Origin of the sequence: Streptococcus suis, from assembly GCF_002960425.1 — a bacterium.
Lineage (GTDB): Bacteria > Bacillota > Bacilli > Lactobacillales > Streptococcaceae > Streptococcus > Streptococcus suis_S.
Window position 1 is genome coordinate 1 of sequence record NZ_POIZ01000057.1, and the last position, 17463, is coordinate 17463.

20 protein-coding genes are annotated in these 17463 nt (G+C 42.3%); 2 read left to right on the forward strand and 18 right to left on the reverse strand.

The features are described from left to right. Nucleotides 1–125 precede the first annotated feature (125 nt). The 13 genes from C1G57_RS08380 to rplK form a co-directional block, all read right to left on the reverse strand. Nucleotides 126–341, reverse strand: coding sequence for a YozE family protein (locus tag C1G57_RS08380; protein WP_105114529.1), 216 nt, complete (start codon nt 339–341; stop codon nt 126–128). Nucleotides 342–497: 156 nt separating this feature from the next. Next, entirely contained in the window at nt 498–968 is a 471-nt protein-coding gene (locus C1G57_RS08385) for a DUF1801 domain-containing protein (protein WP_105114530.1), read from the reverse strand. A 23-nt stretch (nt 969–991) separates the two neighbouring features. After that, complete coding sequence (locus tag C1G57_RS08390) at nt 992–2335, reverse strand: DUF1958 domain-containing protein (RefSeq protein ID WP_419579763.1); 1344 nt, start codon at nt 2333–2335, stop codon at nt 992–994. Nucleotides 2336–2354: 19 nt separating this feature from the next. Next, nucleotides 2355–3275 (reverse strand): 2-dehydropantoate 2-reductase, encoded by a 921-nt coding sequence (locus tag C1G57_RS08395; RefSeq protein WP_105114532.1) that lies wholly within the window; start codon nt 3273–3275, stop codon nt 2355–2357. A 2-nt stretch (nt 3276–3277) separates the two neighbouring features. After that, the gene (gene cvfB / locus C1G57_RS08400) at nt 3278–4132 is read right to left on the reverse strand and encodes an RNA-binding virulence regulatory protein CvfB (protein ID WP_105114533.1); all 855 of its coding nucleotides are present in this window, start codon (nt 4130–4132) and stop codon (nt 3278–3280) included. 127 nt (nt 4133–4259) lie between these two features. Continuing rightward, nucleotides 4260–4817: a ribosome recycling factor gene (frr, locus tag C1G57_RS08405; RefSeq protein WP_029187063.1), complete on the reverse strand. Its 558-nt coding sequence runs from the start codon at nt 4815–4817 to the stop codon at nt 4260–4262. Between the two features lie 27 nt (nt 4818–4844). Further along, the gene (gene pyrH, locus C1G57_RS08410; protein WP_172029101.1) at nt 4845–5579 is read right to left on the reverse strand and encodes a UMP kinase; all 735 of its coding nucleotides are present in this window, start codon (nt 5577–5579) and stop codon (nt 4845–4847) included. 106 nt (nt 5580–5685) lie between these two features. Continuing rightward, nucleotides 5686–7326: a putative polysaccharide biosynthesis protein gene (locus tag C1G57_RS08415; protein ID WP_105114535.1), complete on the reverse strand. Its 1641-nt coding sequence runs from the start codon at nt 7324–7326 to the stop codon at nt 5686–5688. A 458-nt stretch (nt 7327–7784) separates the two neighbouring features. Continuing rightward, complete coding sequence (gene yghU / locus C1G57_RS08420; protein ID WP_105114536.1) at nt 7785–8573, reverse strand: glutathione-dependent disulfide-bond oxidoreductase; 789 nt, start codon at nt 8571–8573, stop codon at nt 7785–7787. Beyond that, the gene (locus tag C1G57_RS08425; protein ID WP_105114537.1) at nt 8573–8869 is read right to left on the reverse strand and encodes a hypothetical protein; all 297 of its coding nucleotides are present in this window, start codon (nt 8867–8869) and stop codon (nt 8573–8575) included. Before C1G57_RS08425 ends, yghU begins: the two co-directional genes overlap by 1 nt. Nucleotides 8870–8878: 9 nt before the next feature. Further along, the gene (locus C1G57_RS08430) at nt 8879–9166 is read right to left on the reverse strand and encodes a bacteriocin immunity protein (protein ID WP_105114538.1); all 288 of its coding nucleotides are present in this window, start codon (nt 9164–9166) and stop codon (nt 8879–8881) included. A 103-nt stretch (nt 9167–9269) separates the two neighbouring features. Continuing rightward, nucleotides 9270–9959 (reverse strand): 50S ribosomal protein L1, encoded by a 690-nt coding sequence (gene rplA, locus C1G57_RS08435; protein WP_105114539.1) that lies wholly within the window; start codon nt 9957–9959, stop codon nt 9270–9272. Nucleotides 9960–10053: 94 nt separating this feature from the next. Then, the gene (gene rplK / locus C1G57_RS08440) at nt 10054–10479 is read right to left on the reverse strand and encodes a 50S ribosomal protein L11 (protein ID WP_105114540.1); all 426 of its coding nucleotides are present in this window, start codon (nt 10477–10479) and stop codon (nt 10054–10056) included. Between the two features lie 154 nt (nt 10480–10633). Between rplK and C1G57_RS08445 the strand changes: the two genes are divergently transcribed. Beyond that, nucleotides 10634–11002 (forward strand): DUF3397 domain-containing protein, encoded by a 369-nt coding sequence (locus C1G57_RS08445; RefSeq protein WP_105114541.1) that lies wholly within the window; start codon nt 10634–10636, stop codon nt 11000–11002. Nucleotides 11003–11044: 42 nt separating this feature from the next. On the opposite strand, the gene C1G57_RS08450 is transcribed toward C1G57_RS08445, so the two are convergent. From C1G57_RS08450 to C1G57_RS08470, 5 genes are all read right to left on the reverse strand, one after another. After that, the gene (locus C1G57_RS08450) at nt 11045–11431 is read right to left on the reverse strand and encodes a VOC family protein (protein WP_105114542.1); all 387 of its coding nucleotides are present in this window, start codon (nt 11429–11431) and stop codon (nt 11045–11047) included. Next, a complete protein-coding gene (locus C1G57_RS08455) occupies nt 11431–13776 on the reverse strand; it encodes a DNA translocase FtsK (RefSeq protein WP_105114543.1) in 2346 nt (781 codons plus the stop codon). Before C1G57_RS08455 ends, C1G57_RS08450 begins: the two co-directional genes overlap by 1 nt. 177 nt (nt 13777–13953) lie before the next feature. Beyond that, nucleotides 13954–14940, reverse strand: a complete 987-nt coding sequence (locus C1G57_RS08460; RefSeq protein ID WP_105114544.1) for a LacI family DNA-binding transcriptional regulator — start codon at nt 14938–14940, stop codon at nt 13954–13956. Between the two features lie 156 nt (nt 14941–15096). Next, on the reverse strand, nt 15097–15642 hold the full coding sequence (locus tag C1G57_RS08465; RefSeq protein WP_105114545.1) for a hypothetical protein: 546 nt from the start codon (nt 15640–15642) through the stop codon (nt 15097–15099). Between the two features lie 118 nt (nt 15643–15760). Continuing rightward, nucleotides 15761–16102 (reverse strand): DUF2500 domain-containing protein, encoded by a 342-nt coding sequence (locus tag C1G57_RS08470; RefSeq protein ID WP_105114546.1) that lies wholly within the window; start codon nt 16100–16102, stop codon nt 15761–15763. Between the two features lie 145 nt (nt 16103–16247). Between C1G57_RS08470 and C1G57_RS08475 the strand changes: the two genes are divergently transcribed. Further along, complete coding sequence (locus C1G57_RS08475) at nt 16248–17051, forward strand: peptidylprolyl isomerase (RefSeq protein ID WP_105114547.1); 804 nt, start codon at nt 16248–16250, stop codon at nt 17049–17051. The last annotated feature ends 412 nt before the right edge of the window (nt 17052–17463 follow it).

Sequence of the window (17463 nt, forward strand, 5' to 3'; positions counted from 1 at the left end):
TTTTTTTCCCCCCCCCCCCCGAGAAAATCAAGTATTATAAGGGAACTACTAACCAACGTTCGTCTTTAAGCTCTATAGAAAAAGAGTAGTTATTGTCGAACAACTACTCTCTTATCTACAGATCATCAATGTCCCAAATACTCTTCCCAAATGGCATCAAAATCCGACATGGAAAAGGCAAAGCTAGCCGATTCTTCCAAGAAACGACTGACCTCATCAAAGTCATCGGATTGTTTTGGAAAATCAACCTCCTCAAAAGCATAGTCAGCTAAAATCGCAACAGGCTCATTGCTCTTGGGATTACGCTGGGTCATCAACCAAGAATAAAAACTTCTTCTCACAACTCCTACTTTCTAAGAAGCTGTATTCACGAGTGAAGTGCTTGTATATAAGAGATAGTTTTTTGCTAATCAAGGCAGTTTTTTGAAGGAATACTGACTGTATTTTGAAAAAAACTAAGGATGAGTAGCAGAAAAACTGGCCTTAGATAGAAATACTTAACTGTGAATACTGGTTCTAATATGATGTTCTTCATAAAGCTCAATGTAACGTTCCATAGACATCTTACCAACCAATTCACCAATCAATTCATAGGGAATATTCTTGGGATTTTTCATGCGAACGCAGGACTTGCCCATATCCAATTTGGTTGGAACTTGTTCCTGGTACTTCTCTACAAACCAGTCATTCAGTTCCTTATACATATAGATTCCCATGTGATAGAGGGCAATATGGGCCTTTTGTGAAGCCAAGGCCAAGAATGGCAAAGGCTCTCCAGGTGTAAAGTGGTAACCATTTGGATAGGCAGTCAAGGGAACATAATAATGAATCATACCGCCTAACACTCCCGCTTCAAATTCAGCTGGCAATTGCTCAACAATGACTTGGTGAAGGCGTTCCACTGCTTCCTTTCTCTTATCTGGTAAAGTAGAAAAATAAGCTTCGATGCTTTCTACTTCATAATTCATACAATCTCCTTAACTAAACAATGCTATCTATTCCTACGTGAACGCCCTTCCATTCTTAATTTTGTTTTACGAGCACGATTGCGTTCAACGACAACAATGATTAGGATAACAAGAACAATAGGCAGTCCAATGAGGAGAATTGGTAGGAATCTTGAAATAACAGAAAATAAAGCATCTGGGTTAAAATGTTCAGAAACCTGAAGCATACCGTGGGATTCAGATGTAGCATTCTCAATTGTTACTGCATTGTTTATCACTGGACTAACCCCTTCAAGTCCATTTTCTAAGATGAGCGTATTGTTTTCTATTAAAAATTTAGGTTCTGTTCCCTTTGGAATAGTTCCGTAGAAATCATTACTCAACTGAATGACTTGACCATTGATTTCGTGCTTACCAGCAGAAAGTAATTTTTTATATTCAAAATCTTGATAAGACTTTTCAATCAGGGCATTTCCAAATGGATGACGGTAATATTCTCCATCTTGATCCGACCAATCTCCCACCCCCATAACGACAGCAATATGGCGTTGCTCTCCACGTTTAATCGTAGCGATATAGTTAAAGCCTGCACTTGGACTCGAACCCGTTTTTAAACCATCAACCCCATCAATTCCATATTGAGCACCTGGCAAGGAATAATTATAGGTTTTAAAGGTTTCCTCATAGGGAGTCCCTGCTTTAACGGTAACAACTGGATCTTTTGTATGTTCTAAAATCCCAGGATAATTCTTCAAAAAATGGTAGGTTAAGATAGCCAAATCACGCGCAGTCGTTTGGTTTGTTTGGTGAATGTCATAACGCGTTGGAACATAGTACCCCTCAAAAGCCACAGCAACTGCTCCACTTGCATTGTGCCACACTGTATTGGTCATCCCTAATTCTTGCGCCTTAGCATTCATCCTATCGATAAAAGCATCTGGGTCATTGTTTGACAAATGATTTGCAAGCATGATGGTTGTAACATTGGATGACGGGACTGCAGTCATCGTTATCAATTCTCTAACGGTGTAATCCACATCCGCCACTATTTTATTGTTTGAAAGTGCGTAGATATTTGCAATAGCTTGATCAGTAGCCGTTGCACGAATGATACTATCTTCCGATAATTCTCCTTTTGCTATCGCTTCATACACCAAATAAAGCGTCATTAGTTTACTCATACTTGCAGGATCACGAACCTCATCAACATTATCCTGCCATAGAATATCTCCAGTATTTCCATCAATTACAATGGTAGACTTGGGACGATTGACTTCACTGACTTCATAGCCAGCAGCTCGCGTAATGTCCATCAATTCATCTGCACGTACTGGTAGGAGGATCATCGTTAATAAAACAATTACCCAACAAACAATACTCTTTTTCACCTTTATCTCCTAAAATCCCCTATCTCAACCCAAGCATGGCTTCCTTGGCATGAACCATCTCTGTAATCATTTGGCAATAAGGCGTTGGAATACCTGCACGTTTGCCTTTAAAAACAACAGCACCATTCAGGTAATCAATTTCAGTCTTACGACCATTTTGCACTAAATCCTGATGCATCGATGGATAGTGATTAGATGCTTTTTTAGAAGCATCAATGATATACTTCCAAATAGCCTCTTCATCAATTCCATCGGTTTCTGATTTGGCAACGGCGATGAATTCCTTGAAAATTCCTTGCACCAAATTTAGCCCGCCCTCTGTTCCAAAGAGTTCTCCAATGGTGCAATTCAAGATTGTACAAGTCGGATTCATGGTGCCATTGACACAGGCCTTTTGCCAAATAGCATTGATAACGTGGTCATCATAGGTCGCATTTAGACCAGCCTCATTAAACATAGCAATCATATCAGCAACTGACTGCCCATCACCAACCATATTCTGCACAGAGATAGAACCAGGACCCTGCAAATGCGCATGACCAGGCCCCTTAAGACCAGCCAACCAAATCGTTACACCGACCATAATACTCTCATCAGGCACATAACGGCGCATGGTGGTCGCATGCCCCAGCCCATTCAAGAGGCTAAGAACCTTAGTCTTTTCACCAATGATACCCTTAATATCCTGCAACATTTTTGGCAACTGGTCCGCCTTGGTTAAGAGGATGATCAAGTCAGCAACTTCCGTCGCCTCAGTCGGCTTCATAATAGGGAGCTGGACGACATCATCAAAATCTCCCGTCACCTTCAGACCATTTTCACGAATCGCTTCGATATGGGCATCCCAATTATCCAACAAAATCACTTCATGCTTTGTCTTTGATAACTGATAGCCAAAACGGCAACCCATGGCACCACTTCCTGCAATATATACTCTCATTTTTAGATCAACTCCGTTCCAAATTCGTCTTGTTTGACCTTCCCAGCCTTCATCAAACCACCCAGGGCTTTTTTGAATTGTCCCTTGGAAATACCAAAGGTGGACTTGATATCTTCCGGAGCAGACTTGTCGTTCAAGGTCATAAAGCCCCCACTGCTCTCCAGATAAGTCAAAATCATCTGAGCATCATTTTCCAACATCTCAAATGAACGTGGTTTAAGAGAAAGGTTCAAGGTTCGGTCAACTGCCCGATAACCAATCACACGTGCCTCCAAAACCTGACCCAAGCGTGGCTCGGCAAATCGTTCACTAGGATGGATAAATCCAAGCATATTGTTATCAGGTAGATAGACAAATGTCCCTGTCATCTTCAGACGGTAAACGATGGCACGCAGGGTTTGGTTCTGCATATTATCATAAGCAGGACCCGCCATCTTTTGGAAATCTTCTTGAAAAGCTGGTAGGGCCCAAATACGGTCTTTCTTATCCACATCCAACTTAACATAGAGTTGATCACCTTTTTTAGGCCAGAGTTCCTTGATTTCAGGCAGAATATCTAAGGAAACCACCACCTGCTTATCAGGAAGACCCGTGTCCACAAAGACACCCAAGTCCTTGCGCACCTCGGTTACAGTACCCCAACCAAAGCTGGTCCGCGTTGCCTCAACTTCCTTGGTGGTCAAGCGCAGTTTTTGTTTCATATCTGTATAGGCAAATCCCTTAACAGATTGACCAAGTTTGAACTCTCCCTCGTCTTTTGAAAGGGCAAAGGTCAGTCCTTCTTTTTGAACAAAGTAAAACTGGTCATTTTGGTCGGTCACAAGACCAACCATATAGTGTGCTAATAAATCATTCATGATTTTCTTCTTTCTGATTAAAAAGTGGGGGAAGTCTTGTCTAACTCCCCCCATTAGATTTCTTATTTGGTCATCACTTCCGTTAGACATGTTAATGATGATTTTTGATGGAATGAAAGGAAAGAGATTAAACTTCCAACAATTCTTTTTCCTTATCGGCAGTCATCTTATCGATCGTCTTGATGGCATCGTCAGTAACTTTTTGAATATCTTTTTCAAGTGTCTTCAATTCATCTTCAGTGATTTCCTTGGCTTTCTCAGCTTTTTTAGCCTCATCCATGGCATCACGACGGATATTACGGATAGCAACTTTAGAATTTTCACCCACTTTTTTCACATCTTTTGCCAAGTTCTTACGCGTTTCCTCTGTCAATGCAGGAATAACCAAGCGGATAACTGTACCGTCAGACTGTGGTGTCAAGCCAAGGTCAGAAGCATTCAAGGCACGCTCAATATCTTTCAAGATTGACTTGTCAAATGGTGTAATCAAGAGCACACGCGCTTCTGGAACAGTAATACCAGCCAACTGGTTCAAGGGAGTTGGCGCACCGTAGTATTCTACTGAGATACGGTCCAACAAGCTAGCATTGGCACGACCAGCACGGATATGGCTGAACTCACGTGCCAAACTCTGATGCGATTGGTTCATGCGTTCTTGGGCTTTTGCAATAATTTCTTTAGACATAAGACTTCCTTCTTTATTTTTTATCTTTTATTTTTCTTCTGTAGAGTTAGAAACCGTAGTGCCGATTTGTTCACCAAATACAACACGCTTGATATTGCCTGGCTCATTCATGTTAAAGACTACCAAATCAATATCGTTGTCCATTGAAAGAGTTGAAGCCGTTGCATCCATGATTTTCAAGCCACGGCTGATCACTTCACGGTGGGTTAATTCATTAAATTTAACCGCATTAGCATCTTTCTTCGGATCGGCATTGTAGACACCATCCACACCGTTTTTAGCCATCAAGATGGCATCCGCTTCAATTTCTGCAGCACGAAGAGCCGCTGTTGTATCTGTTGAGAAGTATGGTGAACCAATTCCAGCACCGAAGATGACAATCCGACCTTTTTCAAGGTGACGTAAGGCACGACCACGAATATATGGCTCAGCCACAGACTGCATGGCAATTGCTGTCTGCACACGCGTATCCACACCAAGTTGTTTAAGGGAATCAGCCATTACAAGAGCATTCATCACCGTACCAAGCATACCAGTATAGTCTGCCTGCACACGATCCATACCAGCCTCAGCAGCAGGTTCACCACGCCAAAGGTTACCACCACCAATAACAAGGGCAATTTGAACACCTGATTCTGCTACTTCTTGAATTTCCTTAGCCATTGCTTGAACCGTCTGGATGTCAATACCGACACCACGTTCACCAGCCAAGGCCTCGCCAGATAGTTTGATTAGAATACGTTGGTATTTAGGTTTCATCATCTCTCTCCTCTTTTTTATCCCTACTATTCTACCACAAAATCAAAATTTTTTATAGAAAAATCTCCACGAAAAAAGGAAAATCCATTCCAGATTTTCCTAGAGTTTATTAAGCCAATTTTAGTTTGCGACGGAGCAAGTCTGCCCGACTGCCAATCAAACGATCTAGCTGTCGTGTCTTCAAGGTCAAAATGACAAAAACGAATACGCCCACCCCTCCCGAAAGGAGCAAATGAACAAAGCTCGATAGATAACCACCAGCTGGTAGCAAGTGATTGAGAAGCAACTCAAGTAGCCAAACAATGCCACCCATAACCAAGGAAATCCAGCTGATTGTCACAATGTCTTTCACAATCAAACCTTCATCCACACCTAAGACCGCATCAATACGCTTATAGAATAAATAGAGCATGACGGTAAGACTGACCAGGGTTGAAAGGAAGGGGCCGTAAACTTGGAACATATAAATCATCGGCAACTGCAAGACCACTTTTATCAGCATCCCAATCGCAAAATAGATAACTGCTCGACGATTTTCAAAAATCGCTTGAATGACAACGCTGATAACAGAATATAGGCCAAGAGGTAAAATCATGACCAGGTTCCAAATGAAGAGCTGAATTTCAATATCCTGCGATTGACCGTAGAAGACTGAGTAGAGTGGTCTAGCCAACAAGACCGTTCCAACAATGGCTGGAATGGTAAAAATAAAGAGTAACTGCAAGTTATCCGCCACCAAATTGGAAGCTGCCTTCAAATCTTTTTTTACAAACTTCTCCGTAATGAGTGGAATAGCTACACTGCCCAGACTGATAGAAATCCCGATAATCATCATGGTAATCTTGTTGGGATTGGCAGACATAAAGGAATAGAGTTCCAAGAGTTCCGAATTGGTAAGACTGGTAATCTTCTCCATGACATTGATAAAGGTAACTTGGTCAATAAATTGGAGCAGCTGGATGGTCAAACTCAAGATAATAATCGGAATAGCATCCTTGACTGTTTCTTTGATGAGTTGACCTGTATTAACCGATATGTTCTGCTTCTTGGCATGGAGTAATTTTCCCAGATAGCCCTGTTTCCAGAGAGTATAAACCAGAATTCCTACACTTGCCAGCATACCTACAAAGGCAGCAAAGGTGGACTGTACTACTGCGTCTAGATAGTTCCCATTGCCCAGCATCATGATAATAAAGGTAGCTGCTAGAATCCAAATGACACGAACCAACTGTTCAGCCAACTGACTGATAGCGTAGGGTTTCATATCGTGCCGTCCCTGGAAAAAACCTCGTAGGATACTCATAGCTGGAAAGATGAATAAGGGAGGAACCAGACTATACATGACTGGAATGAGTTTTTCTTTGGAACCTGACGCTTCAGCTAGCCAAGGGGAACTGATAAACATAGCTCCGGCAAAGACCGCACCAAAGACCAACATGAGCTTAAAGAATTCCCGAACCAGATAGAGGGAAACTTCTTCTTTCCCTAGTACATTGTACTTGGCAACCTGTTTGGCAATGGCGGTCGGCAAACCAGCCGTAGAAATCAAGAGGAAGTTGGCATAAATTTGATAGCCCATGCTAAATAAGGCATTGGCTTCCGCCCGATGTTCTCCCAGCCAGATATACCAAGGTATCACATAGGCAACACCCAGCAAACGACTGAGAAAATTCCCGGCAGTCAACCAGGCCATGCCTCGCACCATGGTTTCTTGCTCACGGGATTGGCCCGTTTTTGTTTGTTCAGACATGATAAAACTTCTTTCTTTTAAGATAATACTCTTCGAAAATCAAAATCAGACGTTGTTGACTTGATTTGATGAGTGAAAGGCTCCAGTGGAGCCTTTCAGCCTGTTACCTTGAAATAAAATAGTAACAGGGTTCTATCTGCATAAGTAGAAACGAACTACGTTCACCCATCTCCAACCTCCAAAGGTTCCCCAAACCTTTGGAGCTAGTCTGTTTTTGATTTTCATTGAGTATAACTCCTCTATTATAAACTTTTATCAAACCATTGTAAAATATGAGCAAGCAAAAGACCCCTCACAAAAGATGGGCTACTACTTAGAACTAGAATTCACAAGCGAAGTACTTTTAAACAAGAGCTAGTTTTTCGCTAATCAAGGCAGCTTTTTAGGGAATATTAACAAAGGCTGAGTAGCTGAAAATCTGGCCATAAATGGAAGTGCTGAAGGGTGAATACGGGTTCTTAATCTTCTATAGAAGCATATTTTACTGCCAGGCCTTTCTGAACGGCTGGACGGGCTGCAATTTTCTCCACCCAGGCATTCAAATGGCGATAAGAGGCTACATCCAGAAATTCTGCTGAACCAGGATAGAGCTGACCTTGCGCCAACCGTCCATACCAAGACCAGATGGCTATATCTGCGATAGTGTAGTCATTTCCAGCAATGTATTCCCTGGTCGCCAATAATTGATCCAACAAATCCAACTGTCGCTTGGTTTCCATGGCGTAGCGGTTAATAGGATATTCCTGCGCTGTCGAAGCGTAATGGAAGAAATGCCCAAAACCACCTCCAACAAAGGGAGCGGCACCAGTTTGCCAGAAGAGCCAGTTAAGAACTTCTGTACGTTTCGCCCATTCTTTTGGCAAGAAAGCACCAAATTTTTCTGCTAAGTAAAATAAAATATTGGCGGATTCAAAAACACGAACCGGTTCCTTCTCAGAGTAATCCACCATAGCTGGAATTTTTGAGTTTGGGTTTATCCCAACAAAGTCAGATCCAAACTGGTCTCCTTGACCGATATTGATGAGAAAGAGGTCATAGCCAGCTTCTGAAATACCCAGTTCCTTCAGTTCCTCCAGCATAATGGCAACCTTGATGCCATTAGGTGTTCCCAAGGAATAAACTTGGAAAGGCTGTTCTCCTTTTGGCAATACCTGTTCAAATCGACTACCTGCAGTTGGGCGGTTGCCTGAACGATTGTCATTCTCATCTTCCCACTTCCAAACCAGTGGTTTTGTGTATTCTGTCATTATTTTTCCTCCAAATCATCTATTCCTAGTACATAACGCCTATAGGTCACTTGTAAGTCTTGGATATAACGTCCCAATTCTACCAATTCCTTCGGCGCTCTCCAGGTCAAGCCCGTCAATTCAGCATTGACAAATACCGATAACTGATCAGCCAACAAATAAAGATTATCTGACTGGTCGAGCTTCTGCGCAAATTCAACTACTTTCTCACGCAAGACCGGTGAAATAACTTCTGGTGCCAATTGATAAAGGGCAGATAAATGGGTGTAAAATTCTTCACGATTGGCTTTTTTCATAAGTTCCTCCTACAAGCTATCCAAACGGGCCATATACAAACTATGGCTGATCTGCAATTCCTGGATATAAGTAGCTAAATCAAGCAGCTCTTTTGGTGCTTTTCCAGCCTGCTCAAGCAATTCCCTATTCACATACACGGAAAGCTGATCCGCCAACAAGTAGAGATTGTCTGACTGGTCAAGTTTCTGGGCAAATTCAACAATTTTCTCACGCAAAACAGGGGAAATAGTTTCTGGTGACAACTGATAAAGGGCTGATAAATGGGAGTAAAATTCTTCACGATTGGCTTTTTTCATAAGAAACTCCTATATCCTTGTTTTCTGATATCAGTATAAGGTATTTTCATAAGTATGTCAAGATAGCCAAAAAAAGATTGCCCGAAGACAATCTTTCTATTGATTAAAGTGAGTTTGGATCAACCTTGATACCGACACCTTGTGTTGTTGTGATTGAAACTGAAGTCATGTAAGTACCTTTAGCTGTAGCTGGTTTTGCTTTAACCATTACTTCGTTGAAAGCTTTGAAGTTTTCAACAAGTTTGTCAGCGTCAAATGATACTTTACCGATAAGAGCTTGTACGATACCTGCTTTGTCAGCACGGTAAGTGATTTTACCACCTTTAGACTCTTCAACTGCTTTAGCAACATCCATTGTTACTGTACCAGTTTTAGGGTTTGGCATCAAGTTACGTGGACCAAGTACACGACCAAGACGTCCAACAACTGCCATCATATCTGGAGTTGCGATAACAACGTCGAAGTCCAACCAACCACCGTTGATTTTAGCAACCAAATCATCTTCACCAACAAAGTCTGCACCAGCAGCCTTTGCTTCTTCTGCTTTAGCACCACGCGCGAAAACAAGAACGCGAGCAGTTTTACCAGTACCGTTTGGCAATACCATTGCACCACGGATTTGTTGGTCTGCTTTACGAACGTCGATGTTCAAGTTGTAAGCAACTTCAACTGACGCATCAAATTTAGCGAAGTTAGTTTCTTTTGCAAGTGCAACAGCTTCTTCTACGCTGTAAAGTTTTGTGCTGTCGATTTTCTCAAGAGCAGCACGTAAGTTTTTGCTTTTTTTAGCCATTTTTATTCTCCTTGTAATGTGGTCATATCGATTTTCATCTCCCACGTCACCTATCGAAGCGATGAGGATATGCGGGTCTTGGGTTTGCTACTAATTAGTCAGTAACAGTGAAGCCCATAGAACGAGCAGTACCTTCGATCATACGCATTGCAGCTTCCAAGCTAGCAGCGTTCAAATCTGGCATTTTTGTTTCAGCAATTTCTTGTACTTGTGCACGAGTTACTGAAGCAACTTTCGTTTTGTTAGGTGTACCTGAACCTTTTTCAACACCTGCAGCTTTTTTCAAAAGAACAGCAGCTGGTGGTGTTTTAGTCACGAAAGTGAATGATTTATCTTCATACACAGAGATAACGACTGGGATGATCAAACCAGCTTGGTCAGCTGTACGAGCGTTGAACTCTTTTGTGAATCCCATGATGTTGATACCTGCTTGACCGAGTGCTGGTCCGACTGGTGGAGCTGGAGTAGCTTTACCTGCAGGAATTTGAAGTTTTACGAGTTTTTCGACTTTTTTAGCCATGATATAAAATCCTCCTATTGTGGTTTTGGCGGTAATTACAGATTTTTACCTCCCACAAATATGTGTTTTACACATACCTTTTCATTATACATGATTTTAAAAGAAATGCAAGCTTTATGTTTACTTTTCTTCACATTTTTTATAGAATGAAAGTATGTTTGAATCAATTCTTTTTACAAAAATTATTGCAGTCCTTTTTATCTTTCTGACCTTGGCAATTTCTATCATTGCGGTCAAGTTTTTTAGGTTGCAAAAATATGGCAGAAACTTCGCTGATATTGCCTTCCCTCTCTATGCCCTGGAATTTTATCTCATATCGGATAGGGTTTACTATAGTAGTTTACTCCCTCACCTGCTTCTAGCGCTTTCCCTTCTATCTATGGGACTCTGCGCCTTCTTTCTCTTCAAGAAAAAAGAGTTCTCCTATAAACGCTTTTTCAAGGTCTTCTGGAGAGCTAGTTTTATCCTAACCTTCTTTATGTATTTGGCGCTGGTCATCGCTGTATTGACACTCAAATCCTAAGACAAAGCCCCTTGTAGCTGAAATAGCAACAAGGGGTTCTTTCTATTCATGAATTTCTAAGGGGAGGCCATCTGGATCAAAGAAGAAGGCCATCTTCTTCCCATCGAAATCATCTGTGCGCATGGCTTCATGTCGAATGTCCAAACGGTCAAATGCTTCTAGGCAAGCCTCCACATCTGCAACCTGAAAGGCCAGATGACGTAGCCCTGTATGTTCAGGATGAGGCATGGCTGGACGCAGTGGCGCATCTGGTTTGATGAAGATTTCCAAGACCATATTTCCTTTTTTGACATTGAAGAGAATGTCATTTTTTTCTGGTCTGATGTGTTCATCTAATTGCTCAAAGCCCAATTTATCGACATAAAACTCTCGTGTTCGCTCATAATTGCTACCGATAATGGCAATATGGTGGACTGCTTCAAATTTCATTATGGTGTTTCCAATACCTTTCTGGGTTTGGTGCCTTCTGCGGGACCAATCACTCCTGCTGCTTCCAATTCTTCCATCAGTCTGGTTGCTCGGTTAAAGCCGACAGATAGACGGCGTTGAATCATAGAGGCGCTAGCTTTTTGCGTTTCTACAACCAAGGCCCGTGCTTCTTCAAAGAGTGGGTCGCCACCCGCATCTCCGAAACCAGTATCGCTATCGCCTTCTGCAACTTCTCCAGGGTCAAAGGTTTCGTCATAATCTGCCTCGGCTTGCTCCTTGACAAAGCTGACAATGCGCTCAACATCATCGTCAGAAATAAAGGAGCCTTGTAGACGAACAGGGGCAGATTCTCCAATTGGATGGAAGAGCATGTCTCCACGACCCAACAATTTCTCCGCACCATTTTCTCCCAAGATAGTCCGTGAATCGGTGCCAGACGCCACCGCAAAGGCAACTCGAGACGGCACATTGGCCTTGATAAGTCCAGAGATAACATCAACAGATGGACGTTGGGTCGCCAGAATCATGTGAATCCCAGCTGCACGAGCTTTTTGCCCCAATCGAATAATGGCATCTTCCACTTCCTTGCTGGCCACCATCATCAGGTCTGCCAACTCATCAACAATGACAACAATCAATGGCAATGGAATCTGCTTTTCATCTGAACGACTGTTATATTCTTCTACCTTGGCATTGTAGCCTTCTAAGTTTCGCACCCCAAGTTGGCTAAAGAGCTCATAGCGTTTTTCCATCTCATCCACAACTTTTTGCAGAGCACGAGCGGCCTTGCGTGGATTGGTCACAACTGGAATGAGCAGATGAGGAATATCATTGTAGACAGACAATTCCACCATCTTCGGATCAATCATCATAAATTTGACTTGGTCAGGTCCTGCCTTCATCAAAATGGAAGAGATAATACCATTAACTGCGACAGACTTACCTGAACCTGTCGAACCTGCAACCAAAAGATGGGGCATTTTGGTCAAATCAAAGGAACGAACAGAGCCATTGACTGCCTTTCCAAGTGGGATTTCCAAGAGCTTGTTGGCATCTGTCTTGGATTGTTCCCAAAGTTCGCGGAAGGGTACCATGGCCACCTCTGAGTTAGGCACTTCGATACCAACCAGAGATTTACCAGGAATCGGTGCTTCAATACGGACATCCTTAGCAGCCAGTGCCAAAGCCAAGTCATCAGCCAGATTGGAAATCCGATTGACACGCACCCCAACTGCCGGTTTTAGCTCATACCGGGTTACAGATGGACCGATTTCTGCTCGTTCCACCACAACTTTTATGCCAAAGCTAGCAAAGGTATCTTCCAAAACCTTGATATTTTGACGGACTATTTTCTTCTCATTTCCTTGTCCTTTTGACTTGACCGGCGCAAATAGGTCAATGGACGGCAGTTTGTAGACCAGATTTTTCTTGGGTTTAAAGTCAATTTGAATATCCTGCCCTTCCTCGTCAACAATAGGTTGGTTCTGAGAGTTAATCTCTTCCTCATCCTCTACCAACATGACTGGGAATTCATCTTCCACTTGATTGTCATATCCAGAGATAATCGGAACGTGAGGGGCTTCTTCTTCTAGAATTTCCCCAGTTTCGAGGTCAATTTTTCTATCTGACAAGTCCAGAATTTGAGCTTCTTCTGCATCCTCTAAGCGCAAGCGTTCTTCCTCAAGGCGAGCTAATTCTTGCTGGCGTTTTTCTTCTCGTTCAGCCCGCTTGACCTCGCGAAGCTCTGCCCGCTTTGCCTGACCCTCAGCCAACTTATCCTTAGCAAGCGTCAAGCCATCTGCCACATCATAGACAGACCATGGACCTAGCTGAAAAATACCAAAGGTCAGCACCAAGAATCCGATGAAAAAGGCACCTGCATTGGCGAAGAGAATGGACACTGGCCAATAAAAGATACTGCCCAACAAGCCTCCTCCTGCAAAATTAGTCACCTGAAACTTAGATAAATCGGTCAAGATGAGTTTGAAGGTCTGGTTGAAGAGATCCGTTCCTTTATAGCCCAAATCCAAAAACGCTTGAAATTCAATCAGTAAGCCAATCGTCATTAGCCAAAAGCCTAAAATTGTCCTCTTTCGACTGCGTATCCGAGTCGGTGCGAAGAGGAAAATAAGTGCGCCTGCCAAGACCAAGTAGGTCACACTGCCGAACAGTAAGCGAAGTAGATTGTAACTGGTTACCCCGAATGCGCCTAAACGAATGGCCGCAAAGAGGATAAATAAAATGCCCACCACCCTTAAAGTGATGTTTTTTACCTTATCTTGCTGGGCCTGTTCTGCCTTGGTCGGCCTGCGGGTCGCCTTTCCTTTTTTACTAGTTTTTGCCATAAAATCCTCAACTTTCTCAATCTCTTTATTTTATCATAATTGAGAATATTTTTCATATCAGAAAAAGCCCTGCATTCACAGGACTTCTCTTGGAGTGAAAGAATATTTTAGGGGGGACAATGTTATTTAATTGCCCGCTTACCTTCTACATAGAAGGTCGAGGTCAAACCACTATTTTCAATTTTTTGTCGTTTTTCCTTCTAGGTAAGAAATTGGTAATGTGACTTGGAGAGGACGCTCCCTTTTCTCAATAATATCGACTAAACAGGCAACTGCTTCTTGGGCCATAGCCTCCAATGGCTGACGAATGGTGGAAAGTTCTAAAGAACGTTCACTTGCCAACTGAATACCGTCATAGCCGATTACCTGCACATCTTCTGGAACCCGTCGTCCCAGTTTTTCCAAAATAGAGAGGGTGTCGAGAGCCACAAAGTCATTGATGGTAAAAATGGCATCAATTTGCGGGTTGGCAATCAAAAATTTCTCGACTGCCCCGACAAAATCATCATAGGGTTCTTCCAAATCCAAGACTTGACAAGGAAAACCAGCTTCTACTATCCGTTTTTCAAAATAGATTCTTCGCTTCTTGGTTTCGTTGATGGTTTTATTGTGCCCACCAATAAAGGCAAAATGGCTACCACCTTTTTCAATCAAGATGTCCGCTGCTAGCTCCGCACCAGCTTGGTTGTTCGAGCTGACACAGGGAATAGCCTTGTTTTCATAAGTGCGATCGATACTGACAAAGGGGATATTGGACGATAGATAATCGTCAATCGGGCTATAGGTGATGGCGATAATGCCGTCCACCTTATTTTGTTGCAGCATAGTCAGATAATCCAGTTCCCTTTTTGGACCAGAAATATTGCAAAGGAGCAACTTGTAATTTTTCTTGCTCAGTTCCACTTCAACATGATAGGCAAATTCTCCAAAAAAAGGATGCCAAACTGTCGGAATAATCAAGGCAATGGTTTCGGTCTTGTTCTTCTTCATGCCACGAGCATAAACATCTGGAATGTAATTCAATTCCTTGATGGCTGCATTGACTTTTTCAAGCGTGCTTTCCTTAATACCTGGCTCATTGTTGATAACTCTTGATACAGTCCCAACGCTTACACCAGCAACCCGCGCAACGTCTTTCATGGTGATTGATTTTTGCTCTTCCATGGTTTACCCCTTTCTTTTGAAACGTTTCAATAATTTATACTAGAATATCATTGATAGCGTTTTCTGTCAAGGGAAATAGACTTATTAGCAAATAAAAACACCCAAAAAGCTAGAATTGTTCTAACTTTTAGGTGCCGTTCAAAAATCTTTTCTATTTTATTTGTACATCTTCTTCATTGGGTGTTTTGCAAGTACTTCTGGGTGATTATCGAGAGCAGCTCTGCCTTTTTCCGTCAAGGCATAACCTCTGACGTTAAAGTAAGGAGCCAGTTTTTCTTCCGTCAAATTGTCCTTGAGGGCAGTGTCAAGGTCTGCCGCCTTCATCTTGGACAGTCCTGTCACACCCTCTGCTTTGAGGATATTTTTCTTAGCAGTCGAGGTGATATGGTCTAGGGAATCAAAGGCTGATTCCACATAGGCATAACCGTCTACGATCAACTGCTCCATGTGAGCAGGACCGTTGATACCATACATGTACTCAAAGTACTTGGAGTAGGGCGTCGTCGTTTCAAAAGAACCTAGGCTAATCCGCCATAGCAAAATAATATCACCTGGCAAAATGCCTTCTTCCAGACGAACCATATTGCGTTTGGGCACTGGCTTGGCTTCTAAGAGCCAGGTCGCTAGGTCGCGTTCTGGGGAGATATAGGGCTTGACCTCGTGGTCCTTATACATTTCTTCAATACGTTTTTCTAGTGACATGTTCAACTTTCTCCAAGGGTATTTCTATCAGCCTGACTGGTTTGATCGACCAAGATTTTTGACTGATAAACTCCTGCTATTATACACTATTTTGTGGATTTCAAACAGAAAAGGAACCCTAGCTCCGATTAAAGCCTAGGAATCGGGTCCCCTGAAAATGTAGGGTTCCCCTGTCGCCCTCAGCCAAGAGGGCAAATTCATCCGAGCGAACACGAAACTCTTGCCGTTTGCCTTCCCATTCGAAAGTCACATAATAATTGGTCCGTGCCATTTCATTACCAAAGACATGGGTCCGTTTGGCAACAAGCTTGGCAGTACACCTTTCTCTTGGTGACTGATTATTACGAAGCCACTCCGTCGTATTTTTGAATATCTGAAAACAAACGGTTCCTAGTATGAGTGTCGCAAGAGCGTAGAAAAACAACATAAACAAACCTGAACTATTGACCAAATCTTCCATACTTAACTGCTCCTTTTTTTACTAATAGTATATCAAATTATCCACAAAAATCTATAGAAATTTTGTCACTTCAGCAGAAAATTGAAAATTGTATGAAATCATGGTAAAATGAGCATAATTTTACGTTTCCCAGAAAGGATTTTCCATGAAAAAACGACTATTTTTTGCTCTAGCATCTACAATTTTATTAACAGCCTGTGCAAGCAATTCCACTACCAGCACTGAACAATCAAGCTCATATAGCTCCAGCTCGACCTTAGCAACCACCACGGACACAACTGCGTCTAGTAAGTATGCCAAAGACCTAGCCTACGCCATCAACAATCCCGATGCTAGTTTCCCTCAGCTATCTAGCGATATTGCTGAAAACGAGGCCGTTGTAAAAATCAAGACAAACCAAGGCGACATCACTATCAAACTCTTCCCAGAGCAAGCACCATTGACTGTGGAAAACTTCCTGACCCATGCCAAAAACGGCTACTACAATGGGACTATTTTCCACAGGGTTATCAAGGACTTCATGATTCAAGGAGGAGACCCTCTAGGAAATGGTACAGGTGGTGAATCTATCTGGGCTGGCAAGGGAACAACTATCGACGCCGGCTATGGTTTCAAAGATGAAATTTCTGCCTTCCTCTACAATATACGCGGTTCATTGTCTATGGCTAATGCTGGCGCAGGCACTAACGGCAGTCAGTTCTTTATCAACCAGAATACAACCGATATGTCTAGCCAACTCTCGTCCTCGAGCTATCCAGGGAAAATCATCGAAGCCTATAAGAATGGAGGAAATCCAAACCTAGATGGCAAGCATACCGTCTTTGGACAAGTTGTCGAGGGAATGGATATTGTGGATAAGATCGCTGCAGTCGAAACAGATAGCAGTGACAAACCTAAAACAGATGTCAAAATTGACGCCATTGAGATACTGAAAGATTACACTAAATAACACAGTAAGAAAGCTTGAGAAAATTGCAATCCTCAAGCTTTTTTCTATGCTAAACTAGTTGCGATGATGTAAACCTTTGAATACTTTATAAAGAATGGGTACAGCAATTACCGTCGTAACTGCAGCACCATAGTTTCCTAAGATTTGACCCAAAGCAACAAGGAAGTTGAGAGGGTTAAACCTCCTACTAGACTCCAAACTATTCTACCCCTTAATAACATCAACTTCACCGGTTGTCCACCTTGATACTGACTGAACATCAAAAATGGTTACGACTCCCCAAAAAATAAAGGCGATTACTAATTTTAAAAACACTATGACATTGGGAACTAATACTCAATGAAAATCAAAAACAGACTAGGCGACGCAGATGCAGATAGAACTGAAGTTCATCAAATCAAGTCAACAACGT